Origin of the sequence: Agrobacterium salinitolerans, from assembly GCF_002008225.1 — a bacterium.
Classification (GTDB): Bacteria; Pseudomonadota; Alphaproteobacteria; order Rhizobiales; family Rhizobiaceae; genus Agrobacterium; species Agrobacterium salinitolerans.
Map to the genome: position 1 here is coordinate 141,390 of NZ_MRDH01000037.1, position 16,761 is coordinate 158,150.

The 16,761-nt window shown below is 60.0% G+C and carries 16 protein-coding genes; 11 read left to right on the top strand and 5 right to left on the bottom strand.

What is annotated here, in order from left to right; translation table 11 throughout:
* Positions 1-171 precede the first annotated feature (171 nt).
* The 5 genes from BS627_RS20985 to BS627_RS21005 all read left to right on the top strand — a co-directional run bounded on the left by BS627_RS20985 (position 172) and on the right by BS627_RS21005 (position 6,138).
* Positions 172-885 (top strand): HAD-IA family hydrolase, encoded by a 714-nt coding sequence (locus tag BS627_RS20985; RefSeq protein ID WP_077985095.1) that lies wholly within the window; start codon positions 172-174, stop codon positions 883-885.
* Positions 886-978: 93 nt separating this feature from the next.
* A complete protein-coding gene (locus tag BS627_RS20990) occupies positions 979-2,589 on the top strand; it encodes an ABC transporter substrate-binding protein (protein ID WP_077985311.1) in 1,611 nt (536 codons plus the stop codon).
* A 92-nt stretch (positions 2,590-2,681) separates the two neighbouring features.
* On the top strand, positions 2,682-3,632 hold the full coding sequence (locus tag BS627_RS20995) for an ABC transporter permease (protein ID WP_077985096.1): 951 nt from the start codon (positions 2,682-2,684) through the stop codon (positions 3,630-3,632).
* Entirely contained in the window at positions 3,632-4,483 is an 852-nt protein-coding gene (locus tag BS627_RS21000) for an ABC transporter permease (RefSeq protein WP_077985097.1), read from the top strand. Before BS627_RS20995 ends, BS627_RS21000 begins: the two co-directional genes overlap by 1 nt.
* Complete coding sequence (locus BS627_RS21005; protein ID WP_077985098.1) at positions 4,483-6,138, top strand: ABC transporter ATP-binding protein; 1,656 nt, start codon at positions 4,483-4,485, stop codon at positions 6,136-6,138. Before BS627_RS21000 ends, BS627_RS21005 begins: the two co-directional genes overlap by 1 nt.
* Before the next feature lie 43 nt (positions 6,139-6,181).
* On the opposite strand, the gene BS627_RS21010 is transcribed toward BS627_RS21005, so the two are convergent.
* A complete protein-coding gene (locus tag BS627_RS21010; protein WP_003506856.1) occupies positions 6,182-6,658 on the bottom strand; it encodes an Lrp/AsnC family transcriptional regulator in 477 nt (158 codons plus the stop codon).
* Positions 6,659-6,888: 230 nt separating this feature from the next.
* Here BS627_RS21010 and BS627_RS21015 point away from each other — a divergent pair, with 230 nt between their 5' ends.
* From BS627_RS21015 to BS627_RS21030, 4 genes are all read left to right on the top strand, one after another.
* Positions 6,889-8,214, top strand: coding sequence for an NAD(P)/FAD-dependent oxidoreductase (locus tag BS627_RS21015; protein WP_077985099.1), 1,326 nt, complete (start codon positions 6,889-6,891; stop codon positions 8,212-8,214).
* A 407-nt stretch (positions 8,215-8,621) separates the two neighbouring features.
* Positions 8,622-9,770, top strand: a complete 1,149-nt coding sequence (locus BS627_RS21020; RefSeq protein ID WP_077985100.1) for a mandelate racemase family protein — start codon at positions 8,622-8,624, stop codon at positions 9,768-9,770.
* A gap of 6 nt (positions 9,771-9,776) precedes the next feature.
* Positions 9,777-10,406, top strand: a complete 630-nt coding sequence (locus BS627_RS21025) for an SGNH/GDSL hydrolase family protein (RefSeq protein ID WP_077985101.1) — start codon at positions 9,777-9,779, stop codon at positions 10,404-10,406.
* 81 nt (positions 10,407-10,487) lie between these two features.
* Positions 10,488-12,086, top strand: coding sequence for an ABC transporter substrate-binding protein (locus tag BS627_RS21030; protein ID WP_077985102.1), 1,599 nt, complete (start codon positions 10,488-10,490; stop codon positions 12,084-12,086).
* Positions 12,087-12,320: 234 nt separating this feature from the next.
* On the opposite strand, the gene BS627_RS21035 is transcribed toward BS627_RS21030, so the two are convergent.
* Genes BS627_RS21035 through BS627_RS21050 form a run of 4 tightly spaced genes read right to left on the bottom strand, consistent with a single transcriptional unit; the run spans position 12,321 to position 15,829 of the window.
* Positions 12,321-13,079, bottom strand: a complete 759-nt coding sequence (locus BS627_RS21035) for an ABC transporter ATP-binding protein (RefSeq protein ID WP_077985103.1) — start codon at positions 13,077-13,079, stop codon at positions 12,321-12,323.
* A complete protein-coding gene (locus BS627_RS21040; protein WP_077985104.1) occupies positions 13,079-13,915 on the bottom strand; it encodes an ABC transporter ATP-binding protein in 837 nt (278 codons plus the stop codon). Before BS627_RS21040 ends, BS627_RS21035 begins: the two co-directional genes overlap by 1 nt.
* Before the next feature lie 4 nt (positions 13,916-13,919).
* The gene (locus tag BS627_RS21045; protein ID WP_077985105.1) at positions 13,920-14,807 is read right to left on the bottom strand and encodes an ABC transporter permease; all 888 of its coding nucleotides are present in this window, start codon (positions 14,805-14,807) and stop codon (positions 13,920-13,922) included.
* Complete coding sequence (locus BS627_RS21050) at positions 14,807-15,829, bottom strand: ABC transporter permease (RefSeq protein ID WP_077985106.1); 1,023 nt, start codon at positions 15,827-15,829, stop codon at positions 14,807-14,809. The genes BS627_RS21045 and BS627_RS21050 overlap by 1 nt, the downstream gene beginning before the upstream one ends.
* 10 nt (positions 15,830-15,839) lie before the next feature.
* Here BS627_RS21050 and BS627_RS24375 point away from each other — a divergent pair, with 10 nt between their 5' ends.
* Together BS627_RS24375 and BS627_RS21055 are read left to right on the top strand one after the other, a co-directional pair.
* The gene (locus BS627_RS24375) at positions 15,840-16,127 is read left to right on the top strand and encodes a hypothetical protein (protein ID WP_131829432.1); all 288 of its coding nucleotides are present in this window, start codon (positions 15,840-15,842) and stop codon (positions 16,125-16,127) included.
* A complete protein-coding gene (locus BS627_RS21055) occupies positions 16,120-16,755 on the top strand; it encodes a LysE family translocator (RefSeq protein WP_077985107.1) in 636 nt (211 codons plus the stop codon). Before BS627_RS24375 ends, BS627_RS21055 begins: the two co-directional genes overlap by 8 nt.
* Positions 16,756-16,761: the final 6 nt, after the last annotated feature.

The window sequence follows — 16,761 nt, forward strand, 5'->3', positions numbered from 1 at the left end:
ATTTCGGCGAATCCGGCGCGCCAAAAGTGCCAAACTATTAATGCAAACGGCAATAAACGCCATAAAAAAGGGCGTAATCGCAAATGGGAACGGGGCAAGGACCCCGTCCGGGAACAGAATAATCTGCCGCAGTCTCCCCAAGAGACCGAGGCGGCAAAGCGGAGACCGACATTGCCCAAAAAACTGAGCGACTTCAAATATATGAGCTTCGACGTGGTGGGGACCCTCATCGATTTCGAAGGCGGCCTGAAATCGACGCTGACCGCAATCGGCGCGGAAAACGGCGTGGAGGTCGATGGTGAAAAGGCGCTCGCGCTCTACCGTGCGGCCCGTTATTCCGACGCGACCGACCTGTTTCCGGATGACCTCGTGCGGGTGTACCTGATCATCGCTCCCGAACTCGGCCTGCCGGCGGAACGCGCATTCGGTGAGCGCCTGCGCGATGCGGCAAAAAGCTGGAAAGGCTTTGAAGACAGCCGCGCCGCCATGGCCGTGCTTGCCAAGACGCATCGCCTCATCGCCATGACCAACGCCCAGCGCTGGGCCTTCGAATATTTCTCGCAGGAACTCGGCAATCCTTTTCATGCCGCTTTCACGGCGGATGACACCGGCACCGAAAAGCCAAATCCCGCTTTCTTCGAAAAGGTCTTCGCCTTTGTGGAAAGCGAGGGCGCATCGAAGGACGACATTCTGCACGTTGCGCAAAGCCAGTACCACGATATCGGCATTTCCCGGAAACTGGGCATGACCAATTGCTGGATCGAACGCCGCCACGCCCAGAAGGGATATGGCGGTACGATAGAGCCGGAAAACTTTACCGAGCCGGACTACCACTTCACCTCGATGGCCGGCCTTGCCGAAGCATTGAGACAGACGGGCGGCTGAGCCGCCCCGCCAATGGCGCGCCGCGAACTGGGATGCGGCATGCCGGAAATTTATTCAGACGCATTTCAACAAATCATACAAAAGGGGAAGACCATGAGTGACAGGATTACAAACTGGACCCGTTCCGACGATGCCGCCGTTGAACAGGCCATCCGGCGCGGCGCAACGCGGCGTGAGCTGCTTCACATGCTGCTGGCGGGCGGCGTCGCCCTTTCCGCCGGTTCGGCCATTCTTGGTCGCGCCTCAAATGCCGTGGCCGCAACGCCGGTCTCCGGCGGCATGCTGAAAGCCGCCGGCTGGTCCTCCTCCACAGCCGATACGCTCGATCCGGCGAAAGCCTCGCTTTCGACGGACTATGTCCGTTGCTGCGCGCTCTATAACCGCCTGAGCTTCCTCGATGCTTCGGGCACGCCACAGATGGAGTTGGCCGAAGCCATCGAGACGAAGGATGCCAAGACCTGGACCGTGAAGCTGCGTTCCGGCGTCACCTTCCATGACGGCAAGGCGCTGACCGCCGACGACGTGGTCTATTCGCTGAAGCGCCATCTCGATCCGGCCGTCGGCTCCAAGGTCGCCAAGATCGCCGCCCAGATGACCGGCTTCAAGGCTCTCGACAAGAGCACGGTCGAAATCACGCTGGCGAACCCGAACGCCGACCTGCCGTCCATTCTGGCCCTGCACCATTTCATGATCGTTGCCGATGGCACCACGGATTTCTCCAAGGGCAACGGCACCGGCGCCTTCAAGCTCGAAAAGTTCGAGCCGGGCGTGCGTTCGATCATGGCCAAAAACACCAATTACTGGAAGTCCGGCGGCCCACACATCGACAGTTTCGAATTCATGGCGATTTCGGACGACAATGCCCGCGTCAATGCTCTTATTTCCGGCGACATCCAGCTTGCTGCCGCCATCAACCCCCGCGCGCTCCGCCTGCTCGACAAGCAGGAAGGTGTCGTGCTGTCCAAGACGACATCGGGTAATTATACCAACCTCAACATTCGGCTTGATCAATCACCGGGCAACAAAACAGACTTTGTCGCGGGCATGAAATCGCTGATCAATCGCGAGCAGATCGTCAAGGCGGCGCTGCGCGGCCTCGGTGAAGTCGGCAACGACCAGCCGGTTCCGCCAATGAGCCCGTATCATAACCCGGACCTCAAACCGAGGGCCTTCGATCTGGACAAGGCCAAGTTCCATTTCGAAAAAGCCGGCGTCATCGGACAGTCCATTCCGGTCATCGCATCGGATGCTGCGGGCTCCTCTGTCGACATGGCGATGATCATGCAGGCTTCCGCGGCGCAGATCGGCGTCAAGCTGGACGTTCAACGCGTGCCATCGGATGGCTATTGGAGCAACTACTGGCTGAAGGCGCCGATCCACTTCGGCAACATCAACCCGCGCCCGACGCCGGATATTCTGTTCTCGCTGCTTTATGCCTCCGACGCGCCGTGGAATGAGAGCCAGTACAAGTCGCCGAAATTCGACAAGATGATGCTTGAAGCACGCGGCATGCTCGATATCGAGAAACGCAAGCAGATTTACTTCGAGATGGAAAGAATGATCGCCGATGAAGCCGGCACCATCATCCCCGCCTATATATCGAATGTGGACGCCATCTCTTCCAAGCTGAAGGGTCTGGAAGCCAATCCGCTGGGTGGCATGATGGGTTACGCCTTTGCGGAATACGTCTGGCTCGAAGCCTGATAGACCACGGAGCCGGGCACGAAACTGCCCGGCGACCTTTCCGCCGATGCGGGAAGCCTCCACAATAAGGGTCGGTCGCAGGAGCATATGGAATGAACAGCCAAATAATGTCCCTTATCGCCAGGCGGCTGGTCGTCATGCTGACGACGCTGCTTATCGTGTCGTTTATCGTCTTTTCGGCCACCAGCCTGCTGCCCGGGGATACGGCGACGATCCTTCTTGGCCAAGCGGCCACGCCGGAAGCCGTGGCCGGCCTGCGCACCGCCATGCATCTCGACGATCCGGCCCTGCTGCGTTTCGTGCGCTGGCTTCTGGGCCTGCTGCAGGGTGAACTCGGCACGTCCTACGCCAACAACATGGCGATTGCCGATCTCATCGGTCCGCGCTTCGTCAACTCCATGAAGCTCGCCGGCATTACCACCGTCATCGCCGTGCCGCTGGCGCTGACCCTCGGCATCAGTTCCGCCATGCTGCGCGGAACGCTTTATGACCGGGCCGTCACCGTGCTGACCATCGGCGTCATCTCGGTGCCGGAATTCATGATCGCCACACTCGCCGTGCTACTTTTCGCCGTCTATCTGAAATGGCTGCCGGCGCTGTCGCTGGTGAGCGAAGTTCACACGCTTTTCGATGTGCTGCGGGTCTATGCAATGCCAGTCATCACGCTGACCTTCGTCGTTTCCGCACAGATGATCCGCATGAGCCGCGCCGCCGTGATCGAGACGCTGGATACGCCCTACGTGGAAATGGCGCTTTTGAAGGGTGCGCCGCGGATGCGCATCGTGCTTCGCCATGCGCTTCCCAATGCGCTCGGCCCCATCGTCAATGCGGTGGCCCTGTCGCTCTCCTATCTCGTCGGCGGCGTCATCATCGTCGAGACGATCTTCAATTATCCTGGTATCGCCAAGTTGATGGTCGATGGCGTCGCCACCCGCGACCTGCCGTTGATCCAAAGCTGCGCGATGATCTTCTGCGTCGGTTATCTCCTCCTCATCACGACGGCGGATATCATCGCCATCATGTCCAATCCGAGGCTGCGCTGATGGCCGACAATATCAAAACAACTTCGGGGACCTCGCGTTTGGGCTACAAGATCAACGCAGTCGGCGTTTTCGGCTTTCTCGTCATTTTTTTCTGGGCCATGGTCGCAATCTTCGCGCCCTATCTCATTCCGCATCCGGTCGGTGAAATCGTCGATCTCGATTATTTCGGGCCGATGACATCCGATCTCTGGCTCGGTTCCGATTATCTCGGCCGTGACGTATTTTCCCGCATTCTCATGGGCGCGCGTTTCACGGTCGGCATATCGCTCGCAGCCGTCACCATCGCCTGCACCTCCGGCGTTTTGCTCGGCATGTGCGCCGCCGTCATCGGCGGCTGGTTCGATGCAGCACTCAGCCGGTTTCTCGATGCGGTGAACTCCATTCCGAGCAAGCTTTTCGGCCTCGTGGTCGTCGCCGCCGTCGGCTCTTCCATACCGGTGCTGATCATCACGCTCTCGGTCATCTACACGCCGGGCGCCTATCGTTTCGCGCGAGCGCTGGCCGTCAATGTCAACACCATGGATTTCGTCACGGTCGCCCGGGTGCGCGGTGAAAGCCTGTTCTACCTCATCGGCTCGGAGATCCTGCCGAACATCGTCCGGCCCGTACTGGCCGATCTCGGCGTGCGCTTCGTGTTCATCGTGCTGCTTCTGTCGGGCCTCTCCTTCCTCGGCCTCGGCCTTCAGCCGCCAAATGCGGACTGGGGCGCGCTGGTGCGTGAGAACATCGGCGGCCTGCCGTTTGCGGCCCCCGCCGTCATCTTCCCGTCGCTGGCCATTGCCAGCCTGACGATCAGCGTCAACCTGCTGATCGACAATCTGCCGCAGAAAATCCGCGACAGGAGCGAATAATGAGCAATCTTGTTGAAATCCGTGGACTGAAAGTCGAGGCCACCACCGATTCTGGCCGCCGTATCGACATCATCAAAGGCGTGGACATCGACATCGCCGATGGCGAAATCGTCGCACTGATCGGTGAAAGCGGTTCCGGCAAGACCACCATCGCGCTGAGCCTGATGGGCTATGCCCGGCCGGGCTGCCGTATTTCCGGCGGCAGCGTCAAGGTGGCGGGCCAAGACATGGTGCAGCTTTCCGAAACCGAACGCGCCAAAGTCCGCGGCACAAAAGTGACCTATGTGCCCCAAAGCGCGGCCGCCGCTTTCAACCCGGCGCAGAAGATCATCGATCAGGTCATCGAAGTCACCCGCATCCACCATCTGATGCCGCCGCAGGAGGCGCGCAGACGGGCGGTAGAACTTTTCAAGGCGCTGTCATTGCCCAACCCCGAAACCATCGGCGAGCGCTACCCGCATCAGGTGTCCGGCGGCCAGCTTCAGCGCCTCTCCGCCGCCATGGCACTGATCGGCAATCCGAAGCTGGTCATCTTCGACGAGCCGACCACCGCGCTCGACGTCACGACCCAGATAGAGGTTCTGCGCGCCTTCAAATCGGCAATGCGCGAGAACGGCATCGGCGGCGTTTATGTCTCGCACGATCTCGCCGTCGTCGCCCAGATCGCCGACCGGATCGTTGTGCTGAAAGGCGGCGAGGTTCAGGAAACCGGTACGACCACGGATATCCTCGAAAATGCCCGGCATCCCTATACGAAGGAACTGCTGACCGCCTTTCATGACAAGGCGCGCGTCATCACACCCGCCAAACCGGAGCAGGCAACGCCGCTGCTAGATATCGAAAACCTGATCGCCGGCTACGGAACGAAGGGCGGAGACAAGATGCCGCTGGTGCGTGCGGTGGATAGCGTCAGCCTTTCGGTCTATCCCGGTCGCAATCTCGGCATCATCGGCGAGTCCGGCTGCGGAAAATCGACGCTGGCGCGCGCCATTGCCGGCATTCTGCCGGCGGCCGGTGGCCACGTCATCTTCGAAGGCCGGGAACTGGATGCGGATGCACGGCATCGAACCGGCGACCAGCTACGACGTATGCAGATCGTGTTCCAATATGCCGATACCGCACTCAACCCGTCGAAACCCATCGAGGATATTCTCGGCCGGCCGCTGACCTTCTATCACGGCATGAAAGGTAAGGCGCGCGACGCCCGGATCGATGAGCTTCTCGATATGGTGAAGCTGCCGCGCTCGGTCCGCCACCGCCACCCTTCCGGCCTTTCCGGCGGGCAGAAACAACGCGTCAATTTCGCCCGCGCACTTGCCGCCGAGCCCTCGCTTATCATCTGCGATGAAATCACCTCGGCCCTCGATACCGTGGTTGCGGCCGCAATCATCGATCTTCTCGGAGAACTGCAGCGGGAGCTGAACCTCTCCTATATCTTCATCAGCCACGATCTTTCGGTGGTGGAAACCATCTGCGACGAGATCGTCGTGATGTATGGCGGGCAGAAGGTGGAGCATCTGGAAACCGAAGCGATCAAATCGCCCTCCCACCCCTATTCGAAACTGCTGTTCTCCTCGGTGCCGAAACTCGACCCGACATGGCTCGACAATCTTCAGCAGGATGCGGAGCTGGTGCGGGCTTTTTCGAAAAGGTGAGAATGGAATGATACGGCCCTGCAAAGGGCCGTTTTCTCACAGCTCAAAGCGGAAACAGGCTGGTCAGCGGCATATGCGATTTGATGATCGGCGATTTCAGCACCACGAAGCTGAAATATTTGTCGATGCCCACGTCCATATCGGTCAGCCGCTCCATGATCGACTGATATTCAACGATGCCAGAGGTGACGAATTTCAGCAGATAGTCGTAACCGCCCGAAACGAGGTGGCATTCCACTACCTGGTCGATCTTTTCGACAACGCCGAGGAAGCGGGCGAAATCGATCTGGCGATGGTTCTTCAGCGTGATTTCCGTAAATACCGTCAGTGTCTGGCCGAGCTTGTTGATGTTGATCTGCGCGGAATAACCCTCGATATAACCTTCCGCCTGTAGCTTCTTCACGCGCATCAGGCAGGGGCTTGGCGACAGATTGACAAGCTCCGCCAGCTCGACATTGGTGATGCGACCGTTTTTCTGCAATTCGTAGAGGATCTTGATATCGATCCGATCAAGTTTCATCACGTGCGGAACCCCTTTTGTGTTTTTTGAACACGCGGCATAAAATTCTGGCGCGGCAAAGGAAATCTTACCACATGGGCGAGCCCTGTCGACGTGGGGATATTTTTTTGATGCAGCATAAAGAGTTGCAGAGGCGTCACCCAACAGCAGGAGATTCCGGCAAGACGCGGAGTCTGGCAGCGTTTACACGTCAGCTAGGGTAAATTAGGACGAATACAAGGAGTCCGACCATGCCCGCCCCGCTGCAACAGATCACGACATCGCCGGAACTGCCGACATCCGCAGACGCCGTCATTATCGGCGGCGGCATCGTCGGTGTCTTCGCCGCCTATTATCTTGCCCGGCGCGGCCTGAAAGTGGCGCTGGTCGAAAAGGGTCTGATCGGGGCGGAGCAATCCAGCCGCAACTGGGGCTGGTGCCGCCAGCAGAACCGCGACGCCCGCGAATTGCCGATTTCCACCAAGAGCCTGTCGCTCTGGGAAGAGTTTGGTGCAGAGAGCGGCGAGGACACGGGTTTTCGCCGTTGCGGGTTGTTTTACCTGAGCGACAATGAGGCCGAACTTGCCGGCTGGGCACGCTGGCGCGACTTTGCCATTACCGCAGGCGTGACGACCCATATGCTGAGCGCCGATGAGGCGAGCGAACGCGGCCGATCCACGGGAAAGCGCTGGAAGGGCGGCGTGTTTTCGCCGACCGACGGCACGGCCGATCCTTCCATGGCAGCACCCGCCGTGGCGCGTGCCATCATCAAGCTGGGCGGCACGGTGCATCAGAATTGCGCCGCACGCGGGCTTGAGACGGAAAGCGGCCGGGTCAGCGCCGTCGTCACCGAAAAAGGCACGATCCGCACCAATACCGCCATCATGTCCGGCGGGGCCTGGGCGTCGTCCTTTTGCCGACAGCTCGGAATTCGTTTCCCGCAGGCGTCCGTCCGCTCCTCCATCCTGTCGGTCGCACCAGGTGCTGAAGGCCTGCCGGATGCACTGCACACCGCCGCCGTTTCGGCAACGAAGAGAAAAAACGGCGGTTACACACTCGCCATCAGCGGGCTGGGACGCATTGACCCGACGGCGCAGCAGATGCGGTTTGCCCGAGAATTCATCCCGATGTTCCTCAAGCGCTGGCGAAGCCTGCGGCCAGGCGGGTTGGAGGGCATTCGCGGTGGCCACGAGACCCTGAAGCACTGGCGCCTCGATGCGCCGACACCCATGGAGCGGGTGCGTATTCTCGACCCGAAACCCAATGCCGCCGCCATCCGCGAGACCCATAGAAGGGCGCTGGAGCTTCTGCCCGCCCTGGGCAAAACGCAGATTTCCGCCGCCTGGGCCGGTTTCATTGACAGCACGCCCGACGGCGTGCCCGCCATTGGCGAAACCAGCGAATTGCCCGGCTTCATTCTCGCCGCCGGTTTCAGTGGTCATGGTTTCGGCATCGGACCGGGCGCCGGCCATCTGATCGCCGATATTGTGACAGGCTCGAGCCCGATCGTCGATCCCACGCCCTATCACCCCAGCCGTTTCCTTGGTTCTTCCTGGGGCAAAGTCGCGGATTTCTGACCCTCCCTTGGTAGGATGCGACGCACATCCGCGCCGGTCAGTTGCGGGATGGCTTCACGCCTTGATCCTCAAGGAGCGCGACGGCGGCAAGCCGGCCGGAGGCTTCCGCACCATCTGCACCGAGAATGCGCACGCCATCACCCGGCGCGAAAGATCATCCAAGCCGAGGTAGCTGCCATTCGGCTCAGCCCGCGCTCATGCGCCCCGCCAGATTTTCTTCCACCAAGACGCAAAACCTCCCTCATGAGCCAAGTTTCACCGATTCCCTGTGAAACAGCGTGCGCAAATGGTCTTGATTTTCGGCACCAACATGTAATACAGATTATCTTACATGTTGACAAATAACGCATACATGTATGACATTGCAGCAACCGCAAACGCTGCCATACCGGCATGAGGGAGGAATTATGATCATCACCGACGTCGAGGTCCGTGTTTTCCGCACGACGACCCGTCGGCACTCGGACAGTGCCGGTCACGCACATCCGGGTCCGGCGCATCAGGTGGAACAGGCCATGCTGACCATCCGCACGGAAGATGGTCAGGAAGGTCATTCCTTCACCGCGCCGGAGATCGTTCGCCCCCATGTCATCGAAAAATTCGTCAAGAAAGTCCTGATTGGTGAGGATCATCGCGACCGGGAACGGCTGTGGCAGGACCTTGCCCACTGGCAGCGTGGCTCAGCCGCACAGCTGACTGACCGTACGCTGGCGGTGGTGGATTGCGCGCTCTGGGACCTTGCCGGCCGCTCGCTCAATCAACCTGTATACAAGTTGATCGGCAGCTATCGCGACAAGGTGCTGGCCTATGGCTCCATCATGTGCGGCGACGAGCTGGATGGCGGGCTGGCGACGCCGGAAGATTACGGCCGTTTTGCCGAAACGCTGGTGAAGCGCGGCTACAAGGGCATCAAGCTGCACACCTGGATGCCGCCCGTCAGCTGGGCGCCGGATGTGAAGATGGACCTCAAGGCCTGCGCGGCCGTGCGTGAGGCGGTCGGCCCCGATATTCGCCTGATGATCGACGCCTTCCACTGGTATTCCCGCACCGACGCGCTGGCGCTGGGCCGTGGCCTCGAAAAACTCGGCTTCGACTGGATCGAGGAGCCGATGGATGAGCAATCGCTGTCCTCCTACAAATGGCTTTCCGATAATCTCGATATTCCGGTCGTCGGCCCGGAAAGTGCGGCCGGCAAGCATTGGCATCGCGCCGAATGGATCAAGGCCGGTGCCTGCGATATTCTGCGCACTGGCGTCAACGATGTCGGCGGTATCACCCCGGCGCTGAAGACCATGCATCTGGCCGAGGCTTTCGGCATGGAATGCGAGGTGCATGGCAACACAGCCATGAACCTGCATGTTGTCGCCGCCACCAAGAATTGCCGCTGGTATGAGCGCGGCCTGTTGCATCCCTTCCTCGAATACGATGACGGCCACGATTATCTGAAGTCGCTGTCCGACCCGATGGACCGCGACGGCTTCGTGCATGTCCCTGATCGGCCGGGCCTTGGCGAGGACATCGATTTTACCTTCATCGACAACAACCGGGTGAGGTAACGGGCGATGAAAACCGTGCTCGCCTTCGGAGACAGCCTCACCTGGGGCGCAAACCCGGCAACGGGCCTCCGGCACCCGGCCGAACACCGCTGGCCGGAGGTACTGGAGGCAGAGCTTGCGGGAAAGGCGAAGGTTTACCCCGAGGGCCTTGGCGGGCGCACCACCTGTTATGACGATCATACCGGCCCCGCCTGCCGCAATGGCGCGCGGGCGCTTGAAGTCGCGCTTTCCTGCCATATGCCGCTCGATCTCGTTATCATCATGCTCGGCACCAACGACATCAAACCGGCGCATGGCGGACGGGCGGAAGCGGCCGTTTCCGGTATGCGGCGACTGGCGCAGATCGTCGAGACCTTCATCTACAAACCGCGCGAGGCCGTGCCGAAACTGCTGATCGTCGCCCCGCCGCCCTGCGTTGCAGGTCCTGGCGAAGAGCCGGCGGGCGGGAGGGATATCGGGCAATCGCTCAGGCTTGCGCCGCTTTACCGCAAACTCGCCGCCGAACTGGGGCACGCCTTCTTCGATGCCGGGTCGGTTGCCAGCGCCTCACCTGTGGATGGCGTGCATCTGGATGCGCCGGCAACGACCGCAATCGGCCGGGCGCTCGCAGCTCAGGTCAGAGAGATTCTTGGCTGATCAAGCGACACCTGTGGAGGAACCAGGCGCGTGGATCAAAACGTGGAAAGGCCGTATGAACCGGCCGTATTGGGAGGAAAGATGAAACATTTTCTTGCAACCGCAGCGCTTGGCGCCTTGCTGATCGGCGCGATGCCGCTCGGTGTTTTCGCCGAAACGCCGAAAGACCAGCTCATCGTCGCCACGACCATGAGCAATATCCTGACCCTCGATCCCGCCGCCATTACCGGCCGCGAGACCGTACAGGTTCTGAACAACGTTTATGACACGCTGGTCGTGCTTTCACCAAAAGACCGCAGCGTCCAGCCACGCCTTGCCGAACGCTGGGAAATTGCCGAAGACCGCAAATCCATCCGTTTCCATCTGCGCGGCGATGCGAAATTCGCCTCCGGCAATGCGGTGACAGCAAAAGACGTGGCCTGGAGCCTGAAGCGGCTGCTCGCCCGCAATCTGGCGCAGTCGTCCTTCCTGAAAACCCGCGGTTTCAAGCTGGAAGAGGCCGACAAGCTCTTCGTCGCCGAAAACGACCAGACCTTCGTACTGAATATTCCGAAGCCGGACGATCCCAACCTTCTCCTGATGATCCTTGCGCAGAACGGCCCAGGCTCGATCATCGACAGCAAGATGGCTCTTGAGAACGAAAAGGACGGCGATCTCGGCGGCGCTTGGCTGACACTGAATTCGGCCGGTTCCGGCCCGTTCAAGCTGACGCAATGGAAATCCAACGAATATATCATCCTCACCCGCAACGATGATTATTGGGGGGAGAAGGCCAGCATGAAGCGCATCCTGATGCGCCATCTGCCGGAATCGCAATCGCAGCGGCTGATGCTGGAAAAAGGCGATATCGACGTCGCCTACTCCTTGCAGGCCCCGGATCTGAAATCGCTTGAGGCCGACAAGGCTATCACCATCGAATCCACGCCCGGCTCCGGTTTTTATTACCTCAGCGTTTCGATGAAGGATGAGAAATTTGCGAACAAGAAGGTGCGCGAGGCCCTGCGTTACCTGATCGATTACGCCGGCCTCGACAAGGCGGTCATGCCCTATTACGGCAAGCTGCATCAGCGCTCCCTCAGCACCGGTGTGATGGGTTCGCTTCCGGATCAGGGCTACAAGCTCGACATCGAAAAAGCCAAGGCGCTTCTGGCCGAAGGCGGTTATCCGAACGGTTTCAAGACGACGCTGCGTGTGCTTTCGGAAGACCCCTTCATGAAAGCGGCAACGGCGATCCAGAACACGCTGGCCCAGGCCGGCATTCAGGCCGAACTGATCAGCGGCTCCGGCGATCAGATTTACGGCGCGATGCGCGAGCGAAATTTCGAACTGCTGCTCGGCCGCGGCGGCGGCGGCCAGCAGCCGCATCCGGACAATAATCTGCGCTCCATCGCCTATAATCCCAACAATGCCGATGACGCGAAGCTCACCAATTACCAGAGCTGGCGCACCAGTTTCTTCGATGAGAAGCTGAACAAGATGATCGAGGCGGCGCTGGTCGAGCGCGACGTGGCGAAACAGACAAAGCTTTATGAGGACCTGCAGGGTTATATGGACGAGATCGTCATGTCCATTCAGCCCTTCTCCGAAGTCATCGACACCGCCGCCTTCCGCAGCGACGTCAAGGGCATGATCGTCAGCCCCTGGCTTTCGCGGTTTGAAGAGGTGAGCAAGGAGCGGTGATGCATCCATAAGCCTTCATCCTCGGGATTGACCCGAGGATGAAGGCGGAGGGAAGCCAATATGGTAGTAGAATGTCGTCTGCAATCCCTGAGGCGCGGCTAAACCCGCGCCTTTTCTTTTTTCACCCCACGCCCGGCATCACTCCCAAAAAAAGCCCGGCAGTGAAGCCGGGCAAGGAAGGAGGATGTTGTTATCGCAACGCCCCGGAGGAGCACGGTCAGGTTCTTGGAGCCGTCACGCGCCTTCATATTCCAGAGAGGCGCCGATCAGTTCGCGCGCATAGGGATGCGTCGCGCCATTGCCGGCGATAGCGTCGCGCGGCAGGGTTTCGGTGATTTCACCGCGCAGCATCACCGCGAAGCGGTCGCACATGTGATCGACGACGGCGAGATCGTGGGTCACCATGATATAGGTGAAGCCACGCTCTTCCCGCAGGCGCTGGAGGAGGTTGAGGATTTCCGCCTGCACAGAAACATCGAGCGCAGACGTCGGCTCGTCTAGCAGAAGCAGTGACGGTTCAAGGATCAGCGCCCGGGCAATCGCCACACGCTGCCGCTGGCCGCCGGAAAGCTGGTGCGGGAAACGATCCAGAAAGGCTACGGGCAGGCCTACATCCGTGATGGCCTTGCGCATGCGCTCTTCGCGGTCGCCGAGCTTGTGGATGGCTAGCGATTCCGAAAGCACGGTGCGCACCGACTGGCGCGGATGCAGCGACCCGTAGGGATCCTGAAACACCATCTGCAGCATGCGGCACCGCTCGATCAACGGCATATCGCGCACCGACCTGCCATCGATGAGGATGTCGCCGGTCCAGAAATCGTTGAGCATCGACACGCAGCGAAGGACGGTGGATTTGCCCGAACCGCTTTCGCCGACCAGCCCGAAACATTCGCCCGGCTCGACGCGGAAGGATACGGAAGGCAGCACGTTCAGCGCAGTAGGGCCGCTGCCGAAGGTGATTGAAAGATCGCGGGTTTCGACTGAAACGGCCATTATACGTTCTCCTCCAGCCATTCGGGGCGGCGGTCGAGCACCGCAAGTGGCGCACGCCTGCCGCCGATGCGCGGCTGCGCCGCCAGAAGGCCGCGCGTATAGGGGTGCTTCGCCTGATCGAGATCGCGTGCGGCGAGCGTTTCCACTACCCGGCCGGCATACATGATGAGTACCCGGTCGCAGAAATTGCGCACGAGATTGAGATCGTGGCTGATCATGATGAGGCCGATGCCGCGATCCCGCACCAGACCGTCGAGAATATTCAGGACCTGCAACCGCACCGTCACGTCAAGCGCCGAGGTTGGCTCATCGGCAATGACGAGATCTGGATCGGCGAGCAACATCATGGCGATCATCACACGCTGGCCCATGCCGCCGGAAATTTCATGCGGATATTGCTCGTAGACGCGGGCGGCGTCGCGGATTTTCACCGCATCCAGCATGGCCAGCGCCTTTTCCCGGGCTTCCGATTTCGAAGCCTTGAAGTGGCGCAGATAGGTTTCCGTTACCTGATCGCCGACACGGCGGATGGGATTGAGGGAAAATTTCGGATCCTGAAGGATCATCGACATGCGCCGGCCGCGAACCTTCAGCATCTCCTTTTCACTCAGAGACAGAAGATCGAGACCGTCGAAATCAAGCTTGTCGGCGGTTATTGTCGCCGATGGCAGGAGCCGCAGCAGCGCCCTGCCGACGGTGGATTTACCCGAGCCGCTTTCGCCGACAATACCAAGCCGTTCCCGACCAAGGGTGAAGGAGATGCCGCGCACCGCCTCGGTGGGCGAGCCGCCATAGCGAATGCGGAGATTTTCGACATCGAGGATTGGTTTTTCCATGGCCCTATCTCCGGTTCATCTGCTTTGGATCGAGCGCATCCCGCAGGCCGTCACCCAGCAGGTTGAAAGCAAGGCTGACGGAAAGGATCGCAACGCCGGGGAAGGTGACGAGCCACCAGCTGTCGAGCATGTAGCGGCGTCCGGTCGCGATCATCGCTCCCCATTCCGGCAACGGCGGCTGCGCGCCGAGACCGAGGAAGCCGAGGCCGGCGGCGGTGAGGATGACCGTCGCCATATTCAGCGTCAGGCGGATCAGGACAGAAGGCAGGCACATCGGCATGATCGATTTGACGATGATGCGCAGCGGAGAGGCGCCCTGAAGCCTTGCGGCGGCAATGTAATCCTCCTTGCGGAAGGTCATGGCCTCGGCGCGTGCGAGGCGCGCAATCGGTGGCCATGAAGTGAGCGCGATCGCGATGATCGCATTGTTGAGGCTTGGCCCAAGTGCTGCGACGAAGGCGAGCGACAGGATGAGGCTCGGGAAGGACAGGAAGATATCCGTGATGCGCATCATCACCGTATCGAACCTGCCGCCGAGATAACCGGAAGCCGTGCCGACCAGAAGGCCGACGGGACCGACGATGATCGACACCAGCGAGATGATGGTGAGCGTGATGCGTGCGCCCCAGAGAAGGCGGCTGTAGATATCCCGTCCCAACTCGTCCGTACCGAAGACGTGGCCATTACCCGGCGCCTGCAGCGTGTTGGCAAGATCCTGCGCGTAGGGGTCATGCGTCGCTAGCCAGGGAGCGAAAATCGCGGCGATGACGAGCAACAGCAGGACGGCCAGGCCGAAGACCGATGTCGGGCTTTTCAGCAGGAAAACGACGATGTTCTTCAGCGCGTTCAAGGGCGCCGGAAGGCGGAAAGAGGTTTCTGCGCGGGCCGTCATCAGCGGGTCCTCGGATCGAAAAAGCGGTAGAGAATGTCGGACAGGAGATTGAGCCCGATAAAGATGACGCCGACGATCAAAACGCAGGTCATCACGGCATTCATGTCACCGATGATAAGATTGCTGGTGAGATATTGGCCGAATCCCGGCCAGGCGAAGACGGTCTCGATGAGAACCGCCCCTTCCAGCAGCGAACCGTAAGCAAGGGCGATAATGGTGACGAGCTGCACGCGAATATTCCCAAACGCGTGCAGCCACACCGTCTGGCGTTGCGACAGGCCTTTAACGCGGGCGGTCGTCACATATTCCTGGCCCAGCTGGTCCAGCATGAAGCTACGCGTCATGCGGGTGATATAGGCCGAGGAGGAATAACCGAGCAGCGCGGCGGGAAGGATGAGGTGGTTGATGGCCGACCAGAACACTTCCATATCGCCCGCAAGCAGGCTGTCGATCAACAGAAAGCCGGTGCGCTCGTCCACCAGACCGATATAAAACTGGTCCATACGGCCACCGCCGCCGACAAGGCCGAGATGGGCGTAAAAAACGATCAGCGCGATCATGCCGGTCCAGAAAATCGGCATGGAATGGCCGAACAGGCTGAGGACGCGTACCAGATGATCCTGCCAGCGGTCTTTATTGACCGCGGCATAAACGCCCATGGGAATGCCAAGGCCAGCGCCGATCAGGATCGCGAAGGTCGCAAGCTCCATCGTCGCGGGCATGACGCGTATGATATCCTGGATGACGGGCTGGCCCGTGCGGATCGAGGTTCCGAAATCGCCGGTGAAGACATCGCCGAGATAATAGATGAACTGCTGCCAGAGCGGACGGTCGAAACCGAGCGCATGGTAGACCTGTTCATAGGTTTCGCGCGTCGCGTCCTCGCCCACAATCGCCCGCACGGGATCGGCGGGCATCAGGCGGCCGATAAAAAAGGTCAGCAGCAGCAATCCAAGCAGCGTAACCGCAATACTTCCGATCTGGCCGGAAAGGCCATAAAGCGAAAGGCGTCTTTTTGACATGATTCCTCCCTTGCCAGAGATCGATTGCGCAAGTGACCAAAGCGCAATCCTGTCTGACAACTATTCACAAGTTGTCACAGGTGTTGGAGGCTGTCAAGCGAGTACCGGCGAAATCCGTATTGCCCAGGAACCTGAAGGCGTGCCGAAACCGTCGGGCTTTCTTTCTGCTTTGGGAAAAGCACATGCATTGTGGCGCCAGCAAAAGCCTGTATTCTCCCACCGCGCAGAATGCACGGACGCCTGCTCCGGCGATGATGCCGATGACACCCGCGCCTTCAGGGGGGAGAAATATGGTTGACGTGACACTTCTGGCATTTGCCGTGGTCGCTTTTATCGGCATTGCCACGCCCGGCCCTACCGTTTTGCTCGCGCTTACAAATGGTTCAAGATTCGGAGTACGCCGCGCCATGAGCGGCATGGCTGGCGCCGTTCTCTCGGATTTTGTCCTGATCGGCGCAGTAGCACTAGGATTGGGGGCGTTGCTCGCCGCTTCCGAATTCTGGTTCGGTGTCGTCAAATGGGTGGGCGTCTGCTATCTAGCCTTCCTCGGCATCATGCTTTTGCGCTCAAGAGGCATGCTCGATGGCGCCCTTCAACCGGCAGAGGCCAACGGGGCTGCTTCCGTTCCCTCGATCTTCCTCAAAAGCTTTCTCGTGGCGGTCACCAACCCCAAGGGATATCTGTTCTTTTCCGCTTTCCTGCCGCAATTCATCGATCCCGCTGCACCGCAGCTCCAGCAATATGCGGCGCTTGCGCTGATCTTCGCCGCCGTCGATTTCATCGTGATGTTCGGATATGCCCTGCTCGGCTCGCAGGCCGTCCGGCTGCTGCGGAAATCCGGAGCCCTGTGGCTCGACCGGATTTGCGGCGGCGCGCTTCTGACGCTCGCCGCCTCGCTAGCCTTTTATCGGCGAGCGACCGTTTAACCCATT

What these genes read in the sequence shown, in the direction of transcription:
- BS627_RS21020 (WP_077985100.1), top strand. Translation starts at nt 8,622, where the DNA reads ATGATCATCACCGACGTCGAGGTCCGTGTTTTCCGCACGACGACCCGT.
- BS627_RS21055 (WP_077985107.1), top strand. Translation starts at nt 16,120, where the DNA reads ATGGTTGACGTGACACTTCTGGCATTTGCCGTGGTCGCTTTTATCGGC.
- BS627_RS21005 (WP_077985098.1), top strand. Translation starts at nt 4,483, where the DNA reads ATGAGCAATCTTGTTGAAATCCGTGGACTGAAAGTCGAGGCCACCACC.
- BS627_RS20995 (WP_077985096.1), top strand. Translation starts at nt 2,682, where the DNA reads ATGAACAGCCAAATAATGTCCCTTATCGCCAGGCGGCTGGTCGTCATG.
- BS627_RS21025 (WP_077985101.1), top strand. Translation starts at nt 9,777, where the DNA reads ATGAAAACCGTGCTCGCCTTCGGAGACAGCCTCACCTGGGGCGCAAAC.
- BS627_RS21045 (WP_077985105.1), bottom strand. Translation starts at nt 14,807, where the DNA reads ATGACGGCCCGCGCAGAAACCTCTTTCCGCCTTCCGGCGCCCTTGAAC.
- BS627_RS21010 (WP_003506856.1), bottom strand. Translation starts at nt 6,658, where the DNA reads ATGAAACTTGATCGGATCGATATCAAGATCCTCTACGAATTGCAGAAA.
- BS627_RS21000 (WP_077985097.1), top strand. Translation starts at nt 3,632, where the DNA reads ATGGCCGACAATATCAAAACAACTTCGGGGACCTCGCGTTTGGGCTAC.
- BS627_RS21015 (WP_077985099.1), top strand. Translation starts at nt 6,889, where the DNA reads ATGCCCGCCCCGCTGCAACAGATCACGACATCGCCGGAACTGCCGACA.
- BS627_RS21035 (WP_077985103.1), bottom strand. Translation starts at nt 13,079, where the DNA reads ATGGCCGTTTCAGTCGAAACCCGCGATCTTTCAATCACCTTCGGCAGC.
- BS627_RS21050 (WP_077985106.1), bottom strand. Translation starts at nt 15,829, where the DNA reads ATGTCAAAAAGACGCCTTTCGCTTTATGGCCTTTCCGGCCAGATCGGA.
- BS627_RS20990 (WP_077985311.1), top strand. Translation starts at nt 979, where the DNA reads ATGAGTGACAGGATTACAAACTGGACCCGTTCCGACGATGCCGCCGTT.
- BS627_RS21040 (WP_077985104.1), bottom strand. Translation starts at nt 13,915, where the DNA reads ATGGAAAAACCAATCCTCGATGTCGAAAATCTCCGCATTCGCTATGGC.
- BS627_RS21030 (WP_077985102.1), top strand. Translation starts at nt 10,488, where the DNA reads ATGAAACATTTTCTTGCAACCGCAGCGCTTGGCGCCTTGCTGATCGGC.